Source organism: Sinorhizobium sp. GQ132, assembly GCF_059758575.1.
Map to the genome: position 1 here is coordinate 255,180 of NZ_JCAXDX010000001.1, position 16,465 is coordinate 271,644.

A 16,465-nucleotide genomic window follows, 5' to 3' on the forward strand; every position below is an offset into this window, starting at 1 on the left:
CTCAGGAGGCGGAACCCGCGGAGCGGTTGGCGTTCCGCGAAGCCTCCAGCCGATCGATGAACGGCCGTTGCGAAACATTTATCTTGCCGCGCGCCTCTTCGAGCGTGAACCATCCGGCGCGGTCGACCTCCGGGAAGACCTGCATCCTGCCGCTGCGTGGCGGCCACTCTGTCTCGAACACGTTGCTGCGCAGGCTGGCAACGTCGAATTCGCTCTCATGCGCATAGGCGGTGACGAGTTTGCCGCCCTTCTGGCGCTCCTCGCCGAGAAGCTCCAAGGGGCCGGTTATCGCGATGCCGGTCTCCTCGAGGAACTCCCGGCGCGCAGCGGCTTCCGGCTCTTCATCGGCATCATACTCACCCTTCGGGATCGACCAGGCGCCGAGATCCCTGTTCATCCAGAAAGGCCCACCCGGATGGACGAGCAGAACCAGGAGGTTGCCCGCCTCGTATCGATAAAGCAGAACGCCCGCACTTCTCTTCGGCATTTTCGACCTCTGTCTGAAGCGGCACCGTGCGCCAATCCATGTGTCCATTGATTGTAGCCGATCAATGGACAAAAGCATGCAGCAGCTCAAAGTGCTACAGCGACCTGCAATCTCTCCGCCCCTCATCCTGTGCTCGTCACAGGGATCCAGCAGCGCCACGTCTGCGGCGCGTGAAGCGTTTCTTTCAGCCCAAGGACTTGGTCTGGCTGGATTCCTGTGACAAGCACAGGAATGAGGCGATCAACAAGCCGCCGCGGGTCTGATCTCGACAGGCACTAGGAGGAACCCTCCTTCTTCGTCGCCAGCATGTCGGCGATCTCCATCGGGAACGGGAAGATTATCGTCGAGTTCTTTTCGCCGGCGATGACATTCAACGTGCTGAGATAGCGCAGCTGCATGGCCTGGGGTTTCCGGGCGAGAATTTCTGCCGCTTCCAGCAGTTTCGCCGCGGCCTGCTGCTCGCCCTCGGCATTGATCACCTTGGCGCGCCTTTCGCGTTCGGCCTCGGCCTGGCGCGCGATCGCCCGGATCATCGATTCGTTGATGTCGACATGCTTGATCTCGACGGTAGCGACCTTGATGCCCCATGCGTCCGTCTGCACGTCGAGGATCTTCTGAATGTCCTCGTTCAGACGGTCGCGCTCCGCGAGCATCTCGTCCAGATCGTGCTTGCCGAGCACGGATCTCAGCGTCGTCTGGGCGAGCTGGCTCGTCGCGGCCATGAAATCCTCGACCTGGATCGTCGATTTCTCCGCGTCGATGACGCGGAAATAGATCACAGCGCTGACCCGCACTGAAACATTGTCGCGCGAGATCACGTCCTGGCTGGGCACGTCGAGAACACGGGTCCTGAGATCGACGCGCACCATCTGCTGCACATAGGGGAGGAGCAGGATCAGCCCCGGTCCCTTGACGCCGGTGAAACGGCCGAGCGTGAAGATCACGCCGCGTTCATATTCCCTGAGGATCCTGATCGCAAAGGCGATGACGATCAGCAGGAACAGGAGCGCGGCGGCAAAGGGCGCAAGATTTCCAAGCCAGGTCATGAGCGGTCTCCTTTTCCCCCGTGGTCGATTGGGGAGTTGGTGCGGGACGCGGGCGGCAAACCGCGCATGCTTTTCATCATCCCGCTCCAGCCGGTTTGCGCGCCACCTTGAGCGTGAGGCCCTCCCGGCCGACGACCATGACGTCCTCGCCCGGTCCAAGCGGTTCACTGCTGACGGCTCTCCATCGCTCGCCGTGGGCGATCACATAGCCGTCCGCGCCCGCCCAACTGTCGACCTTGCCGGAAATGCCGATCATCTCTTCCGCGCCGGTGGCGACCCTGTACCGGCGCGAAACAAGGGCGAGGCGCGCGACCAGCAGGCTGAACGCCAGACTGGCTATCGCAATACCGCTCAGTGCAGGCCAGGACACCTGCAGTCCGGGCATGTCCGTGTCGAAGAGAATGGCAGCGCCCAAGACCAGGGCCACGGTGCCGCCGAGGCCGAGCACGCCGAATGACGGCGCATGCGCCTCCGCCACCAGCAGCCCCGCCCCGAGGAGGATGAGGCCGACGCCGGCATAGCTCACCGGCAGCACCGCAAGCGCGTAGAGACCGAGCAGGAGGCTGATGCCGCCGATTGTACCCGGCACCACTGTGCCGGGCGCGAGAAACTCGAAGATGAGCCCGTAGATTCCGACCATCATCAGGAGGAGGGCGACGTTCGGGTTGGTGATCACCGACAGCAGCCGCGTCCGCCAATCCGGCGGAAGATCCTCTATGGCGAGCCCGGACGTATCGAGCCGAACGTCGGATTGGCCGATGCGGACGGGGCGGCCGTGGGCCTGCTTCAAAAGGTCGTCGACGCTGACGGCGGTGAAGTCGATGACCTGCTCGCGCGCGGCTGCGGCGGAGGAAAGGCTCGCAGCCTCGCGCACGGCCCGCTCCGCCCAATCGACGTTGCGGTTGCGCAATTCCGCCAGGCCGCGGATATAGGCGACCGCATCGTTGATGAGTTTCGCTTCACCGGCATCGGCCGGTTTGCGCGGTTCGGGCTCGTCCGGCTTGCCCGTCTTTTCTTCGCCTTCCTGCTCGTCATTGCCAAACAGTCCTCCGCCGATGGCGATCGGCGTCGCGGCGCCCAGATTCGTCCCCGGGGCCATGGCCGCAATGTGGCTCGCATAAAGGATATAGGTGCCGGCGCTTGCTGCCCGCGCTCCGCTGGGCGCGACGAAACTCGCGACCGGCACGGGCGAATCGAGGATGGCGCGTATGATGTCGCGCATCGACGTATCCAGTCCGCCGGGCGTGTCCATCTGCAGGACCACCAGCGCGGCACCGCGATCCCTGGCCTGTTGAAGACCGCGCGTCACATATTCTGCCGCGGCGGGACTGATGGCGCCGTTGACGTGCAGGACGATTGCCGTGCGCTCGGCTCCGGGCACCGGCGTGACAGGAAATGTGAAGGCCGACAGGAGACTGAACAACAGGATGAGGATGCGGGCCATTCGCCGTCGATACCTCACGGCTTCTCGTCTGCGGGCACTGGCGGATAGCTGCAAACCACCTCGCCCGCTCCACCTTTCGTCGAAATCGACACATCCTAATATAGTGCAGAATCGCGGAAAGCGTAAGCGATGCCGCATGCATGCTGCCGCAGAAGTTGCATCGTCCTCGCCGCTGGGTCAGCGGGCCGGCGCCGCGGCCGAGCGCGGAGGCGCGCGCGGGTGCACTCGGCGCGCCTGCGCCAGCGCGGCTATCTGCGCCGCCACGAAAATGGCGTGGTCGTTGACCTGCGGCAGGCCCATAAGTTCGCCAAAGGTGCCGCGGGCGAGAGGACCGGCGACGAAGAGGTCGTCCACCTCCCTGCTTTCGCTGTCGAGCGCCCTGCTCGTTTCGCTGCAGGCGAGGCCCAGCCCAACCGTATCGGGGCGCAGATAACCTGCGGCTCCGAGCGAATCCAGCCAGGATTGGCTTTGCAGGATCGACCGGTGCGCCGGGCCGGTGGTGATCACCACGGCGTCGAATTCCCCTTCTTCCCTTCCGCCAGCCCGCCGCTTCCGGAAAGTGACCGCGACATTCTCGCCGACGCGCGCCATGTGAGCGATCGAGCCGGCGAGGACGCGTATATCGCCGTCCCTCAGCCCCGCGCTCACGACCGCATCGATTTGCGGAGCTACACGAAAACGGTGCACGTCCCAGAAAGGCCGCACGTGACGGACAAGCCGCCGCCGCTCGCTCATCGGCAGATTGCGCCAGATCTCGCCGCCTTGTGCTCTGAGGGCATCGAGGACGGCATGCCATGTAAAGCCCTCGGCTTCCGCATCGCGGATCGTCCGGCGCACCTGGGAGAGCAACGCCGCGGCCGATCTCCAAGGCCGTGAGATGAAGTCGCCATAGGGGTCCTGCGCCCGGTCGGCATGTCCACGAGAACGCAGACCCCGCCGGGAAAAGGCGGTGATCGGCCCCTTATGCCCGCCTCTGCGCAGGGTGGCGATCACATCGGCCGAAGTCAGCCCGGTCCCGATGATCAGCACGCGGTCACCGGCCCGGATTCTGTCGAGCGTGCCGGGCTCGGTCGAATCCGGCACGTAGCGGGGGTGCCCCGTGAGGATGGCGCCTACGCCTGCGGGAGCCTCCGGAGCCGGGTGCGTCGTCGCCACCACCAGCACGTCGGCGCGGCTTAGCGTCCCGCCGTCGCCGCGAACCGCCCAGGCCGCTCCCTGACGCTCGACGGATATCACTCTCTCCCGATGGTGTGCGATGCGCCCGTGTTCCAGGAACGGCGCGACCGTCTCGGCGACATAGCGGCCGAAGAGCTGCCGGGCGGGATAGAGATGGCCGTCGCAGGCAAGCGCCTCGGGATCGTCGCGCGGTTCGCCCCGAAGCTCGAGCCAGCGCATGAAATGGTCGGGATCGCCCGGATCGATGCTCATGCGTGCGGCCGGGACATTGACGCGATGCGCGGGCTCCGCGGTATCATAGGCGAGGCCGCATCCCAGCCGCTCCCGCGGCTCGAAGACGGAAATCTGCCAGCCATCCATGGCGCGAGCCCGCGCCAGGTGCGTCGCGACCACGGCACCGGTGAAGCCGCCGCCGATGATTGCGACGGTGGGGCGCGTGAGGTAATGGCCGACGGCATCCGTCATATCGAAGACCTGCTGCGCAGCGACGACCCTGTCGTCGTTGAGTCTACCGTTTGAATTTGCCTGACCGCTACTTTCTGCAGCGGGCCGGATGACCGGCATTCGTCGGCCGCCATTCCGGCCGCCGCGGTCCTGTCTATCCGGCTTTCAGCGCCAGCCGCTTGCCTGTCGCGATAAGCCGTGCTGCCGCATAGGTCTGGGCAACGATCTCAGGGACCAGGTCGATGTCGGGCAGGCTTCCCAATCCGAGCGGACCGATCGCGAAGAGGTTCGGCGTGCGTCCGGACGGGCTCAAGACTTCTCCCGTCGGACTGACCGCGATGCCGAGCTCGAGTTCATCGGGTTCGGCAAGCCCACCCGCAAAAAGACTCCGTAGCAAGGGCGTATCAAGCTCCGGGGCGGAACAGCGGCAATCGATCACCTGATCTGCCCTGAGCAGTTCCTCGGCATGCCGACCCGCCCAGCGCACCATGATGCCTTCCGGCAGGCGCCGCCCCGCCCGTCCGCGGCGAAGCACGGTCCGCCCCTCGGCAAGTTCCTGCTGCAGCCGCGCGTGGACAGCCGCCGGGAGGCGATTTCTGTGGCTGTCGTAGATGGCCCGCAGGTGGCGGTTGAACTGCCGCTTTTCCTGCGCCGAGAGCGATTGCCAGAGCGAGCGCGCCCGCCGGCGCAGGCCGTTCATGGCCGACTGCCAGCTTTGCCCCTTCGCCTCGGCTTCGGCGCAGGCCTGACGCACGAACCGAACGATCCGGCGCAGGCCCTGCGGCATCGGATCGACCGGGAAACTCGGGGCTGCTGCGAGCTGCGTATGCGCCTGCGGCAGGAAGCCGTGGCGCGAAACGAGCGTGATTTCTCCCGCATAACCGTTATCGCGCATCTGGAAAAGCTGGTCGACCACGCGAATGCCGCTGCCGAGCAGGACCGCGTGGCGCGGGTCGACGAGGCGGCGCGTCCGCACAAGCGGTCGCTCCTCGTCAGAAACCTCGAGGTCGCGCGGATGCACGCCGAAGCCCGTTGCAAGAATGACGATGTCGCATGCGTCATGTCCGCCGTCACGCACAAGACTGAAGCGACCGCTTGCGAGTTGGCGCAAACCTGTGACCTGCTCGTGGGAAAACCTCACCGTGATGTCGGAACGTCGGGCAAGCGCCTCGGAAAAGCGTTGATGCACGTAGTCGCTGAAGATTCCTTTCGGCACGAAAATCTGCCGAAAGCCGGGAATGGCCGCCGGAACGGCTGTTCGGAACTCATCATTGGCGCAAAGCCAGTCGTTGAAATCGTCGGGCTGGCCAGCCGCGACCGAGAGGTCGCGCACCCGGCTGTTGAGGATCTCGCAGCGCTGCGCCGCGGAAAAAGCCTGGCCGCCGCTGATCGATGGATGCGGGTCGTACATGGTGAGGTGAAAAGATCCCCGCATCGACTTCATCAGCGCGATCGCCATCATGATGCCGGAAAATCCACGGCCGACGATTGCAATTTCCGGCTGCGAGGACGAGGCGGCCGCCGCTGACCTGCCGGCAAACAATCCACGAACGGTCATGTGAGCTCCTTTCGCGAGCTGGCTGTCGCTCCGTGGTCGGGGCAACTCTTAAGCAGGACTTCGAGACACACAAAAGCTCTGATGAATTTCACGGGCTCGTATACCGCTCGCCCGTCGGGATTTTCCGGGACGACGCGCCAGCCAAAGAACGCCTTGCGCCGCCTCCCTCCCGCTTCAAGCGAAATAAAACTCCGGTCGAATACCGCCTAGCGCGCGCAATGACCGCTGCAGGACTTCCAATTCTTGCATGTTGTACCCTCAAATCGGCTCCGACGTAAGAAACATGCAGCAGCGTTTCGGCCAGATGGTCATCCTTTTCGGAAGTAGTCTATAATTTTTGTATTCTATTGCAAATGCCCCCAACGGCAAGCTATTTTTCTAAAGGTAACGGCGACGGCGCGCCGTCGTTACACACAATTCATTGATTCTGCTTGGCATTTTTCATTTTCCAAAGCGAGCCCCTACCGGGTGTCCACCTGCGCGACCGCCTCCTGGAGGGACTGGAAGAAAATAGCGCCTGCTCCATACTAAGGGGCGGCGGCAATGCTCCACGGAGGGACAAGGATGGGGAACATCTCGCAATTCGCCGGAAAGACCAAGCCGACGCCGCACCGCATCGAAAGCGAGGAAGAGGCCCTGGCGATTGCAAGGGAGCTCGCGCTCCGGTTCTCCGACCGCGCCATCGAGCGCGATCTGGAGCGCGTCCTTCCTCACGACGAACTCGACCAGTTGGCCCAATCGGGACTGCTGGCGATCAGCATTCCATCGGAATACGAGGGCATCGACGTCTCCAACGTCGTGCTTGCCGAGATAACGGCGATCCTGGCGGAGGCCGACAGCTCCATTGGTCAGATCCCGCAAGGCCACTTTTACGTCCTCGAGGCGCTGCGTCAGCATGCCACCGAAGAACAGAAGCGGTTCTTCTTCGGGCGCGCCATGGCAGGCGACCGCTTCGGCAGCGCACTTTCGGAAAGCGGCGACGAAAAAGCCCGGATCACCGGGAATGGCGCCGGGTACCAGATCAACGGCCGGAAGCAATATTCCACGGGCGCTCTCTTCGCCGACTGGCTCGCCATCTCCGCGCTCGATCCCGCCGGCCGCATGACCATGTCGTTCGTTCCGCGCGCGACGGACGGCGTCCGGATCATCGACGACTGGGACAGTTTCGGGCAGCGCGTCACCGGCAGCGGCACGGTGGTCCTCGAAGACGTTCACGTGGATCTCGGTTCTGTCGTGCCGCATCACCGCGGCTTCGAGCGACCGAATACGATCGGTTCCGTCGGCGAGATCATCCATGCCGGCGTCGATCTCGGTATCGCGCGGGCAGCGTTCCGAGAGACCCTCGATCTCGTCCGCAACGCGGCAGCAACCAAGAGCGATGTGCTGGAGCGGGCATCGGAGGATGCTTTGACGATCGCAAGGGTCGGCGAAGTCGCAATACGCATCGAGGCCGCCACCGCGCTCATCGAGCATGCCGGTCGCAAGGTCGATACCGCTCAGGTCGATCCGACCGAGGAACACGCGGTCGAAGCCAGCCTCTCGGTTACCGCCGCCAAGGTCCTTGCCGCCGCGGCCGCGCTGGAGGCAGCCAATGCGCTTTTCGATCTCGCCGGCTCCGCCTCTGCGAAAGTTGCGCTCAATCTCGACCGCTATTGGCGCAACGCCCGCGCTCACACGCTGCAGGACCCGGTGCGCTGGAAACATCACCTTGTCGGCAACTACCACCTCAAGGGCGTAAAGCCGCGCAGCGGGTCACTGTGAGGATGAACGCTCGCATTGATGAGGAACGGACGTACACCTAAGTCTGCCGCGGGGGGACCGCACCCTCCGCGCTCAGCCCGCTTCGCTGAGAAGCGGCGCTACGGCGGCCTCTCTCTCGCTTGCTGCAAATTGCGCGAGCGTCATGTTGTCGAGAATGTCGGCCACGGCATCGCGCACGACGATCATCGAACGGCGCACGTGACAGGTTTCCGGATCCGAACAGTCATCGCAGACTTCATAGGCGGTGCGGCTCGCACAACGGATCGGCGCCAGCGGCCCGTCAAGCGTGCGGATCACCTGACCGACGCGGATCTCGGATGCGGGCCGCGCCAGCGCGTAGCCGCCGCCGGGGCCTTTCTTCGAGCGAAGAAAGCCGGCATTCCTGAGTTCGAGCATGATCGTGTCGAGAAACTTCTTCGGCAAGTTGTTGCGAACGGCGATTTCCGTGATGAAAGCCGTTTCGCCCGGCTGAAGCTGGGCAAGATCGACCATCGCCTTCAAACCGTACTTTCCTTTTTTTGTCAGCATGAGAACATCGCTTTCGAGACGGATCGCGGCAAACGAGAAAAGCACGCGATCTTCATCCGCGACCGCGCCCCAGACACATCGATCCCGACGACGCGGATCGTCCAATTCTCGCCGAGCCAAGTGCCGTTTCCCAGCCTGCCGAGCCAATCTGCCACGGCTCGCCAACGTCGGCATCCTAGGATTCAGTTATAGATCAAGCCTAATTTGGCGGCAAGGAAATCAATTCACCTGCTACATAGATTTACTCTATTAGAGCGGTAGATGGCATCAAAAAGCGCCGCAGTGCGAAACGAATCGTGAGTTCTTTTGCTGCCGCCGGAGCTCTCAGCGCCTTTTGCGTGCCTTCGACTCGAAGGGATTTTCCGACGCGCGGAAATGCACGCGGATCGGCACGCCCGGCAGGTCGAAGTCGTTTCGCAAGCCGTTGATGAGGTAGCGGGTGTAGGATTCCGGCACCGCCTCGGGACGTGTACAGGAAATCATGAAACCCGGTGGCCGCGCCTTGACCTGCGTCATGTATTTGAGCTTGAGGCGGCGGCCCGAGACGGCCGGCGGGGGATGCTGCACCTGCTGCGTTTCCAGCCACCGGTTGAGGCGCGCCGTGGAGATGCGCCGGTTCCAGACCTTGTCCGTTTCTATGATGGCCTGCATAAGACGGTCGAGGCCGTAGCCGGTGTGCCCGGAAATCGGCACTGCACGGATGCCGCGCGCCTGCGGCAACAGCCGCTCGGTCTTTTCGCGCAAATCTACAAGCAGTGCCTGCCAGTTCTCGACCAGATCCCATTTGTTGAAGGCAAGCACGGCTGCACGCCCCTCGCGCAGCACCAGATCGACGATCTGCAGGTCCTGCTTCTCGAAAGGGATCGTGGCGTCGAAGACGATGACGACGGTCTCGGCGAAGCGGATCGCCCGCAGCGCATCCGCAACCGAAAGCTTTTCGAGCTTCTCCTGAACCTTCGCCTTGCGGCGCATGCCGGCCGTATCGAACATCTTTATGGTGCGGCCGCGCCAGTCCCATTCGACAGAAATGGAGTCGCGGGTAATGCCGGCCTCCGGCCCCGTCAGCAGCCGGTCTTCGCCAAGGAACCGGTTGATCAGAGTCGATTTTCCGGCATTCGGCCGGCCCACGATCGCCACCCGAAGCGGCTTGGTCTCATCATAGGCGGGCTCGACCTCCTCGTCCTCGGTACCTTCACCGGCAACGGGGCGGATATCCACATTCGTCTCGGCAACGTCTTCCGCCGGCGGGAACGCCCTCTCCTCGCCGAGTGCGGCGACGATCGCGTCACGCAGGTCGAGCATGCCCTGGCCGTGTTCGGCCGAGATCGGGCAGGGTTCGCCGAGGCCGAGCGTGAAGGCGTCGTAGAATCCGCCTTCGGAGCCCCGGGCCTCGGACTTGTTGGCGACGACGACGACGGGCTTGCCCCGGCGGCGCAGCATCTCGCCGAGCGTTTGATCTGCCGGTGTCAGGCCGGCCTTGGCATCGACGACGAAGAGCGAGAGATCCGCCTCGTCGATGGCCGCCTCCGTCTGCGCCCACATCCGCCCCTGCAGGCTGTCTGGTGACGATTCCTCGAGACCGGCCGTATCGATGATGCGGAACTTGAGGTCGACCAGCTTCGCGTCGCCCGGACGCCGGTCGCGGGTAACCCCCGGCGTATCGTCGACGAGCGCCAGCTTCTTGCCAACCAGGCGGTTGAACAAGGTGGACTTGCCGACATTGGGGCGCCCGATAATGGCGACGGTGAAGCTCATCTTGACATCCGTGCTAAAGCGCCTCGCGTTCAGTGGTCACGCGACGCGCTTCAAGTTTCTGTTTTTGTGCATGTCGTTCTCCCAAAACCGCTGCGCACTTTTGGGCGACATGCCTGCGTCAGGCCTTGCCTGTCGACGCGATCACATCCAGCAGCATCTGCGCCCGATTCATGACGCCGCGCGGGCTTTGCGCATCGTCGACGATCTGCTGGAACCAGCTCTTCGCCTTGGTATAGTCACCTGCCTTGTAGGCCGAAAGGCCGAGCGCCTCGCGCGCCGAATGACGCATGGCGTTCTGCGGAACGGCCAGTTGCTCGACCTCGGAGGACACCTGCTCGTAGGACCCTGCGTCGATAAGCAGATAGGCCGCACGCAGCCGCGCCGCATCGCGGAGCGCGGCCGGAATACGCGTATCCCTGCCGATCTCGGAGAACGCCGCGACTGCCGCATCCGTTTCACCCTTTTGCGCCTGCAGCGTCGCAAGGCGCAACTGCGCCAGAACCGGATAGGATCCGTAACCGTCCTTTTCGAGCTCGGTCAGAGCGGCGAGCGCCTCGTCCGACTTGTTCTCCCGGGCAAGGTTGAGCGCCGCGAGGAAGGTGTCGCCCGATTGCGACGAAGAGGCCTCCTGCCAATAATCGTATCCGACCTTGCCGACGGTGCCGAGCACGATCAGAACGGCAACCCCGATGATGATACCGCCGAAGCGCGTCCAGACGGCCTTCATCTGGTCCGAACGGAGTTCGTCATTGACCTCGCGGATAAAGCTATCGTCCTGGTTTACCATGTCCCGTCCCGGCCGCCCGGCCCTGATGTGAAGAAGTTGGCGCGTTCTACCCGATTTTACGCCTTATGTAAGGGGGAGATCGACATTTAGAGAACGACCGGCTGAACGCCTATCAGAAGCTCATGCAGCTTCCAGACGAAGAGTACAAAGGCGACGAGGCCGATAAGAACCGCCAATACGTCGTTGCGCGTCGATTTAAACACGGGAAGCACCTTCTCACCGGCGCGCTCGCGCCGTTTCAACGAGATGCGCAGGATCACCGCCCAGGCGAGAAAGGAACCGAAAAGCAGAACCGAGGACGTCTCGCCATTCGCAAGGAGGTGCGCCAGCGCCCATATCTTGATCGAGAGGACCTGCGGATGCTTGAGCGCGACGGCGATGCGGCCAGCCGGCAGGAAGCCGGCGGCAAGCACGATGAAGGCGACGAGCATCAGCAGAAGGGCGATATGGCGCAGGAATATCGGCGGATCGTAGAGCATGCCCGTTTCGCCACGCGCCTGACCAAAACCGTAGATGATCAGACAGAGGCCGACGAGGCTGACGATCGTATAGAGCCCCATCCATGTGCCCTTGCCGCGGCTTTCGATAATGCCGGCACGAAAGCCGGGCGCAACCACGCGGACGAGGTGCATGCCGAGAAATATGATGATGCCGAGAACGAGTATGGCCATGGGTCACCGCTTGTTCGAGATATCGGACCGCTACAGCGCCGCGCTTTGCCGATCCACCTGACTACGCACTACCTTCGATAGCGCCGATTTTCCAGCCCAATCAAAGGATTGCCGCAATTTCCGGACAACTGCGACGAAACCAAACGTCACAGTTGAAACATGATTCGTATTTTCCTGGCTTTATCACTCGCTCTTTTTCCCGCTCTCGCCCTCGCCGATCCGCCGCCGGCACCCCCGTCGCCGAACGGAAAACAGCTCGTCGTCATTTCCTTCGACGGCGCGCACGACAATGCGCTTTGGGAGAAAAGCCTTGCCCTGGCAAGGCGAACGGGCGCGCATTTCACCTATTTCCTCTCCTGCACCTTCCTGATGACGAAGGCCGACGGGAAGCAGATCTACCGGGCGCCCGGACAGAAGCAGGGACGCTCGAATGTCGGCTTCGCGCAAAGCCGCAAAGAGATCGCGATCCGCGTCGGCCATATCTGGCAGGCGCATCGCGATGGTCACGACCTCGGCAGCCACGCCTGCGGCCATTTCGACGGCAAAGGCTGGAGCAAGGCCGATTGGGAGCGGGAGTTTTCAGCGTTCCGCGCGGCGCTCGCCGAAGCCTGGAAGAGGGCCGGCAAGCCGGAAGCCGAGCCGGAAGGCTGGGCCGATTTCGCGAAGAACGGCATAAAGGGCTTTCGCGCCCCCTATCTGTCACTCAGCGACGGCCTGGTGCCTGCACTCGAAGCGTTCGGTTTCAGCTATGATGCGGGCCTCGTCACCAAAGGGCCCGGCTGGCCCAGCTTCGCCGACGGTCTGCCGCGCTTCGGCCTGCCGCTCATTCCCGAAGGCCCTTCCCACCGGCCGGTTATCGGCATGGACTACAATCTCTTCGTCCGCCATTCGATGGGAGTCGAGAACAGAAAGGACAGCGTCCGCTTCGAGGAGCGGACGCTTGCGGCGTTCCGCAATGCCTTCCTGAAGGAATATGAAGGCGAGCGGATCCCTCTTCAGCTCGGCTTCCACTTCGTCGAGATGAACGGCGGCGCCTATTGGCGGGCGCTCGATCGCTTTCTCTCGGAGACCTGCAACAAGCCGGACGTCGCCTGCGTCAGCTATGCCGAGGCGTTGCCGATGATCGAGGTTGCAAGAAAGAAGGCGGATCGCTCCGCCTTCTGATGCCCGCCGTTACAGAGCCAGCTCTTCCTGACCGCCAGCGTCGATGAACTGCCGGTCGATCTCCGGCAGCGGCTCGTCGACCAGCACCGCCTCGAAGGCTTTGAGGCGTTTGTAGATCGACAGCAGCTCGACGATGGTCGTCCAGGAATTGACGAGATACTGGAATGACTCCCGCACCTGCCCGAACACATTCAGCACCTGGTTCATGACGCCGAGTGTGAGCTTTCCCGCCACGATTGCCGGGACCAGCACGAAAGTGCCAAAGAGATTGTCGGCCTGCAGGTAGAAAATGCGGGCAATATTGAAGTACATGTAATGGAAATACAGGCGAAAATAGTTGCGCCTGACGTTGTCGAAGAGCTGCGCGAGCGTTATCGGATCGGCGCGGTCTTCATGGTCCTCGCCATAGACCAGTTCCTTCCGGTATGCGGCTTCGACGCGCTGATTGCGAAATTCCAGTCCCGGAAGCTTGATGCCGACTGCGGCCAGGAACACCGTACCAAAGACCGACCAGAATACGGCCGCCCAGACAAGGGCGTGCGGTATCTCGCCGACAATGGGCAAGACGTTCACCTGTTCGGAAAACTTGAAGAGAACCGGGAGAAAGGCGATCAGCGTCATGATAGAACTGACAAGACCGACACCCAGCCTCTCGACTGTGCTGGAGAAGCGCATTGTGTCCTCTTGCACACGCTGCGATGCGCCTTCGACGTGGCGCAGTCTGGGCCAATGCGCGACATAAAATTCGTTCATCGCCGTACGCCAGCGAAAGATGTAATGGCTGACGAAAAAGAGGTTGAGCACACCGACCGTCACCGCCACGAAGGCAATGCCCGAAAATCCGACCATTCCCGAATAGAGCTGCCCTGCGGTGACCGGCGCCGTACGCGCCAGCGCCTGCTGGATCAAATCATAGAACGGGCCGTACCACGCGTTGATCGCGACGCTGACCTGAACCGAAAAATAGGTATTGAAAATGATCAGCGCCGTGCCGAGTACCGACCAATACTGCCACCGATGCGGGCTGTAGGCGAACCAGAACGCGGCGAACAATCCTGAGACCACCGCATAATAGATGTAAAACCAGAGAAAGGGGGTCGACCAGAAAACGGAAACGCCGATGACGGGTTCCTGTCCTGGAGGAAGCGGCGGCAAGCCCACGTAGGCGCCAATGTCCCGCCCCCCGGCATACCAGGCAAGGACGGCGAGCAGGCTCCAGACGGCGGAAGATATGAAAAACAGCTTCGGCTTGGGAAAGAAGGATTGGAACAAGGGACGGCACTCTCGTTTCGGGGAGGTCAAGGACTTGCCTCCTGATGCGCCGAAACTAGGGCAAATCACATTGCGCAACAATTACGGAATGCGAATGTTACTGTTATTTCATGTGGCTGCCGACGCTGCCTGCCCGGCTTAGTGAGGACCCGTCATCGTGCCAGGGCTTCACTTATCCGGCGCAATTCGGCGAGGACGACGATCCCGCAGATCATGAGAACGACGGCCGCCACCAGGGTCGGCAAAGCGTAACTTCCGGTGCGCTCGGCAAGCCAACCGGCGACCAGCGGCCCGACGATCTGGCCGACCCCGAAGGCAGCGGTCATGAAGGCGAGGGCCCGGCGCGGACTTTCGGGGGCGAGTTGTCGTCCGATCTGCAGTCCATAGGCCGTGACCATCATGAAGGTGGCGCCCAGCATCAGCCCGCCGACGAGCGGCGCAAAGGGGGAAGGCAACGAAACCGTCAGAATGAGGCCTGCCGCCTCGACCAGCAATCCGGCCGCATAGACCCCGGCCAATCCGAGACGCGGCATGGCGAAGCGCCAGAGATAAACCGACAGGGCGGCGCTGACTCCGGTGATCAGCCAGGAAAGAAACTCGATGCTGTGGCCGCCGCTCGCGTCGCGGGCCATTGCAACGAGGAACGTGGCAGTGATCACGTAGCCGAACCCGAAAAGGCCGTAGGTCAGCGTCATCGTCATGAGCGGCCGAGAGCGGACGAGCCGCGCCTCCGGTGGACCGCCGATGGCGGCGTGACGGCTCGACGGCAGCATCGCGGCCACCAGAACCGTACCCGCCAGCGCGACCAGACCGCCAGCGAACCAGTCGGCCTGCGACTTCGAAAGGTCCGCGATGCCTGCGAGCGGCGCGATCCAGACCACGACGGAGGAAAGCGCGATGCCGAAACCGACGCCGCCGAAATGCACCGAAGGCACGTGCTCGGATCTGGCAGCGAGCCCCTGCCCCAGCACTATCCCCGAGATGAAAATCATCGCAAAGGCGCTCACCAGACCCGCAAGAAAGCGAATGATTGCGTAGGCAAGCACCGAGGACGTAAGTCCCATGGCGGCAAGCAGCACGGTCGTCGCGACGAGAGCCGCGAGGCCGACCCCGCGCTCGCGGCCCTGCGCCCAGCCATAGCCGGCAAGCACCGCGCCTGCGAGATATCCGATGAAATTCGCCGAGGCGACCAGGCCTGCATCAGCAGGAGAAAGGCCGGTGTCGATCATCATCGCCGGCAGGATGGGCGTATAGGAGAACCGGCCGAAGCCCATGGCCACCGCCATGGCGACCGCACCGGCGATCGCGGTCGCTGCGAGACTTCCGCTCGAGCCGCTGCCGGCGGACTCAAAGCCGCTCGGCTCTGTCGAGTGCCTGGGCGCCGGTTCGCGGTCCTGCCGTCTCTGGAGAGTGCTCATGCCCCCTTATTGCATCGCAGCAAGAGAGCGGCAAATCATTATAATTGAACGGTTCATTGATGGAATCGAATGATCTGCGCTGAGAAAAGCGGGAGCGGGTGTGATACCCCCCTCTGCCCTGCCGGGCAGAGGGGGAGAGCCTTCCGTCGCACACTTCTCCTAAGTTGCCTAAGCCGGCAGCGTCACGACCAGCGGCCCGCTGCGGGTGACGACCACCGTGTGCTCATATTGGACAGTCGGTGCGCGAGGTTCGCTGTAGAGGGTCCAGTCGTCGTTGCCTCCTTCAGCCCATTGCGCCCCCATGGACAGGAAGGGTTCGACCGTGAAGACCATGCCCTCGGTCATCCGCCGGCGCTCGGACGGGTCCGGCCAGGTTGCAATTTCGCTCGGTTCCTCGTGCAGCGACCGGCCGATGCCGTGGCTCGCCAGATTGGCGACGAGGGAGTAGCGGTTCTTGCGCGCGAACTCGCCGATCGAATTGCCGATCGCGGCAAGCGACTGGCCTGGCTTGACCTGTTTCAAACCCACCCACATCGCCCGCTTGCCGTCGCGGCAGAGCCGGTCGATCTCGGTCTTGACCGGCGGCACGGGAAAGGACGCCCCCGTATCGGCGAAGAGCCCGCCCTTTTCGGCGGAAACGTCGATATTGACGAGATCGCCCGGCTGGATCACCCGGCGGCCGGGTATGCCGTGGGCGATCTCCTCGTTGACGCTGATGCAGGTCGCGCCGGGGAAATCATAGCAAAGCTCGGGTGCCGAACGGGCGCCTGCCTCCTCCAGCACCTTGCGGCCGATCGCGTCGAGCTCGGCCGTGGTTATGCCGGGTTCCAGCGCCTCGCCCATCGCCTGTAGCGCATTGGCGCAAATCCGGCCGATTTCCTTCAGCCTTTCGAGGTCTTCGTCGTTGTTGAGGGTCATGGATGTCTCGCTTTCGCGGCCACATTTAGCGCTACG

At 63.1% G+C, this 16,465-nt stretch carries 14 protein-coding genes; 2 read left to right on the forward strand and 12 right to left on the reverse strand.

Annotated elements, in window-relative coordinates; all coding sequences use genetic code 11:
- Position 1: 1 nt before the first annotated feature.
- The 5 genes from AC6CIG_RS01080 to AC6CIG_RS01100 form a co-directional block, all read right to left on the reverse strand.
- Positions 2-487, reverse strand: coding sequence for an NUDIX hydrolase (locus tag AC6CIG_RS01080; RefSeq protein ID WP_127709493.1), 486 nt, complete (start codon positions 485-487; stop codon positions 2-4).
- A gap of 275 nt (positions 488-762) precedes the next feature.
- Positions 763-1,533 carry a slipin family protein gene (locus AC6CIG_RS01085; protein WP_018098351.1) on the reverse strand — a complete coding sequence of 257 codons (771 nt, stop codon included), beginning with the start codon at positions 1,531-1,533 and terminating at the stop codon, positions 763-765.
- Positions 1,534-1,609: 76 nt separating this feature from the next.
- Positions 1,610-2,977 carry an NfeD family protein gene (locus tag AC6CIG_RS01090; RefSeq protein WP_018098350.1) on the reverse strand — a complete coding sequence of 456 codons (1,368 nt, stop codon included), beginning with the start codon at positions 2,975-2,977 and terminating at the stop codon, positions 1,610-1,612.
- Positions 2,978-3,154: 177 nt separating this feature from the next.
- On the reverse strand, positions 3,155-4,618 hold the full coding sequence (locus AC6CIG_RS01095) for an FAD/NAD(P)-binding protein (RefSeq protein ID WP_102764513.1): 1,464 nt from the start codon (positions 4,616-4,618) through the stop codon (positions 3,155-3,157).
- Between the two features lie 133 nt (positions 4,619-4,751).
- Entirely contained in the window at positions 4,752-6,155 is a 1,404-nt protein-coding gene (locus AC6CIG_RS01100; protein WP_102764504.1) for an FAD/NAD(P)-binding protein, read from the reverse strand.
- A gap of 564 nt (positions 6,156-6,719) precedes the next feature.
- On the opposite strand from AC6CIG_RS01100, the gene AC6CIG_RS01105 reads away from it, so the two are divergent.
- Entirely contained in the window at positions 6,720-7,916 is a 1,197-nt protein-coding gene (locus AC6CIG_RS01105) for an SfnB family sulfur acquisition oxidoreductase (RefSeq protein WP_018098347.1), read from the forward strand.
- Positions 7,917-7,988: 72 nt separating this feature from the next.
- Here AC6CIG_RS01105 and AC6CIG_RS01110 read toward each other — a convergent pair whose 3' ends face one another.
- From AC6CIG_RS01110 to AC6CIG_RS01125, 4 genes are all read right to left on the reverse strand, one after another.
- Complete coding sequence (locus AC6CIG_RS01110; protein ID WP_033047739.1) at positions 7,989-8,444, reverse strand: RrF2 family transcriptional regulator; 456 nt, start codon at positions 8,442-8,444, stop codon at positions 7,989-7,991.
- A gap of 324 nt (positions 8,445-8,768) precedes the next feature.
- The gene (der, locus tag AC6CIG_RS01115; protein ID WP_018098345.1) at positions 8,769-10,199 is read right to left on the reverse strand and encodes a ribosome biogenesis GTPase Der; all 1,431 of its coding nucleotides are present in this window, start codon (positions 10,197-10,199) and stop codon (positions 8,769-8,771) included.
- 118 nt (positions 10,200-10,317) lie between these two features.
- On the reverse strand, positions 10,318-10,986 hold the full coding sequence (locus tag AC6CIG_RS01120) for a tetratricopeptide repeat protein (RefSeq protein WP_018098344.1): 669 nt from the start codon (positions 10,984-10,986) through the stop codon (positions 10,318-10,320).
- Between the two features lie 86 nt (positions 10,987-11,072).
- Entirely contained in the window at positions 11,073-11,657 is a 585-nt protein-coding gene (locus AC6CIG_RS01125; protein ID WP_018098343.1) for an NnrU family protein, read from the reverse strand.
- Positions 11,658-11,816: 159 nt separating this feature from the next.
- Here AC6CIG_RS01125 and AC6CIG_RS01130 point away from each other — a divergent pair, with 159 nt between their 5' ends.
- Positions 11,817-12,821 carry a polysaccharide deacetylase family protein gene (locus tag AC6CIG_RS01130; protein ID WP_498322061.1) on the forward strand — a complete coding sequence of 335 codons (1,005 nt, stop codon included), beginning with the start codon at positions 11,817-11,819 and terminating at the stop codon, positions 12,819-12,821.
- Between the two features lie 9 nt (positions 12,822-12,830).
- Here the strand turns inward: AC6CIG_RS01130 and bacA are convergent, their stop codons facing one another.
- The 3 genes from bacA to map all read right to left on the reverse strand — a co-directional run bounded on the left by bacA (position 12,831) and on the right by map (position 16,429).
- The gene (bacA, locus tag AC6CIG_RS01135; RefSeq protein ID WP_033047727.1) at positions 12,831-14,093 is read right to left on the reverse strand and encodes a bacteroid development protein BacA; all 1,263 of its coding nucleotides are present in this window, start codon (positions 14,091-14,093) and stop codon (positions 12,831-12,833) included.
- Between the two features lie 152 nt (positions 14,094-14,245).
- Positions 14,246-15,511 carry an MFS transporter gene (locus tag AC6CIG_RS01140; RefSeq protein ID WP_164866826.1) on the reverse strand — a complete coding sequence of 422 codons (1,266 nt, stop codon included), beginning with the start codon at positions 15,509-15,511 and terminating at the stop codon, positions 14,246-14,248.
- A 168-nt stretch (positions 15,512-15,679) separates the two neighbouring features.
- Positions 15,680-16,429 (reverse strand): type I methionyl aminopeptidase, encoded by a 750-nt coding sequence (gene map, locus AC6CIG_RS01145; protein WP_102764506.1) that lies wholly within the window; start codon positions 16,427-16,429, stop codon positions 15,680-15,682.
- Between the last annotated feature and the right edge of the window lie 36 nt (positions 16,430-16,465).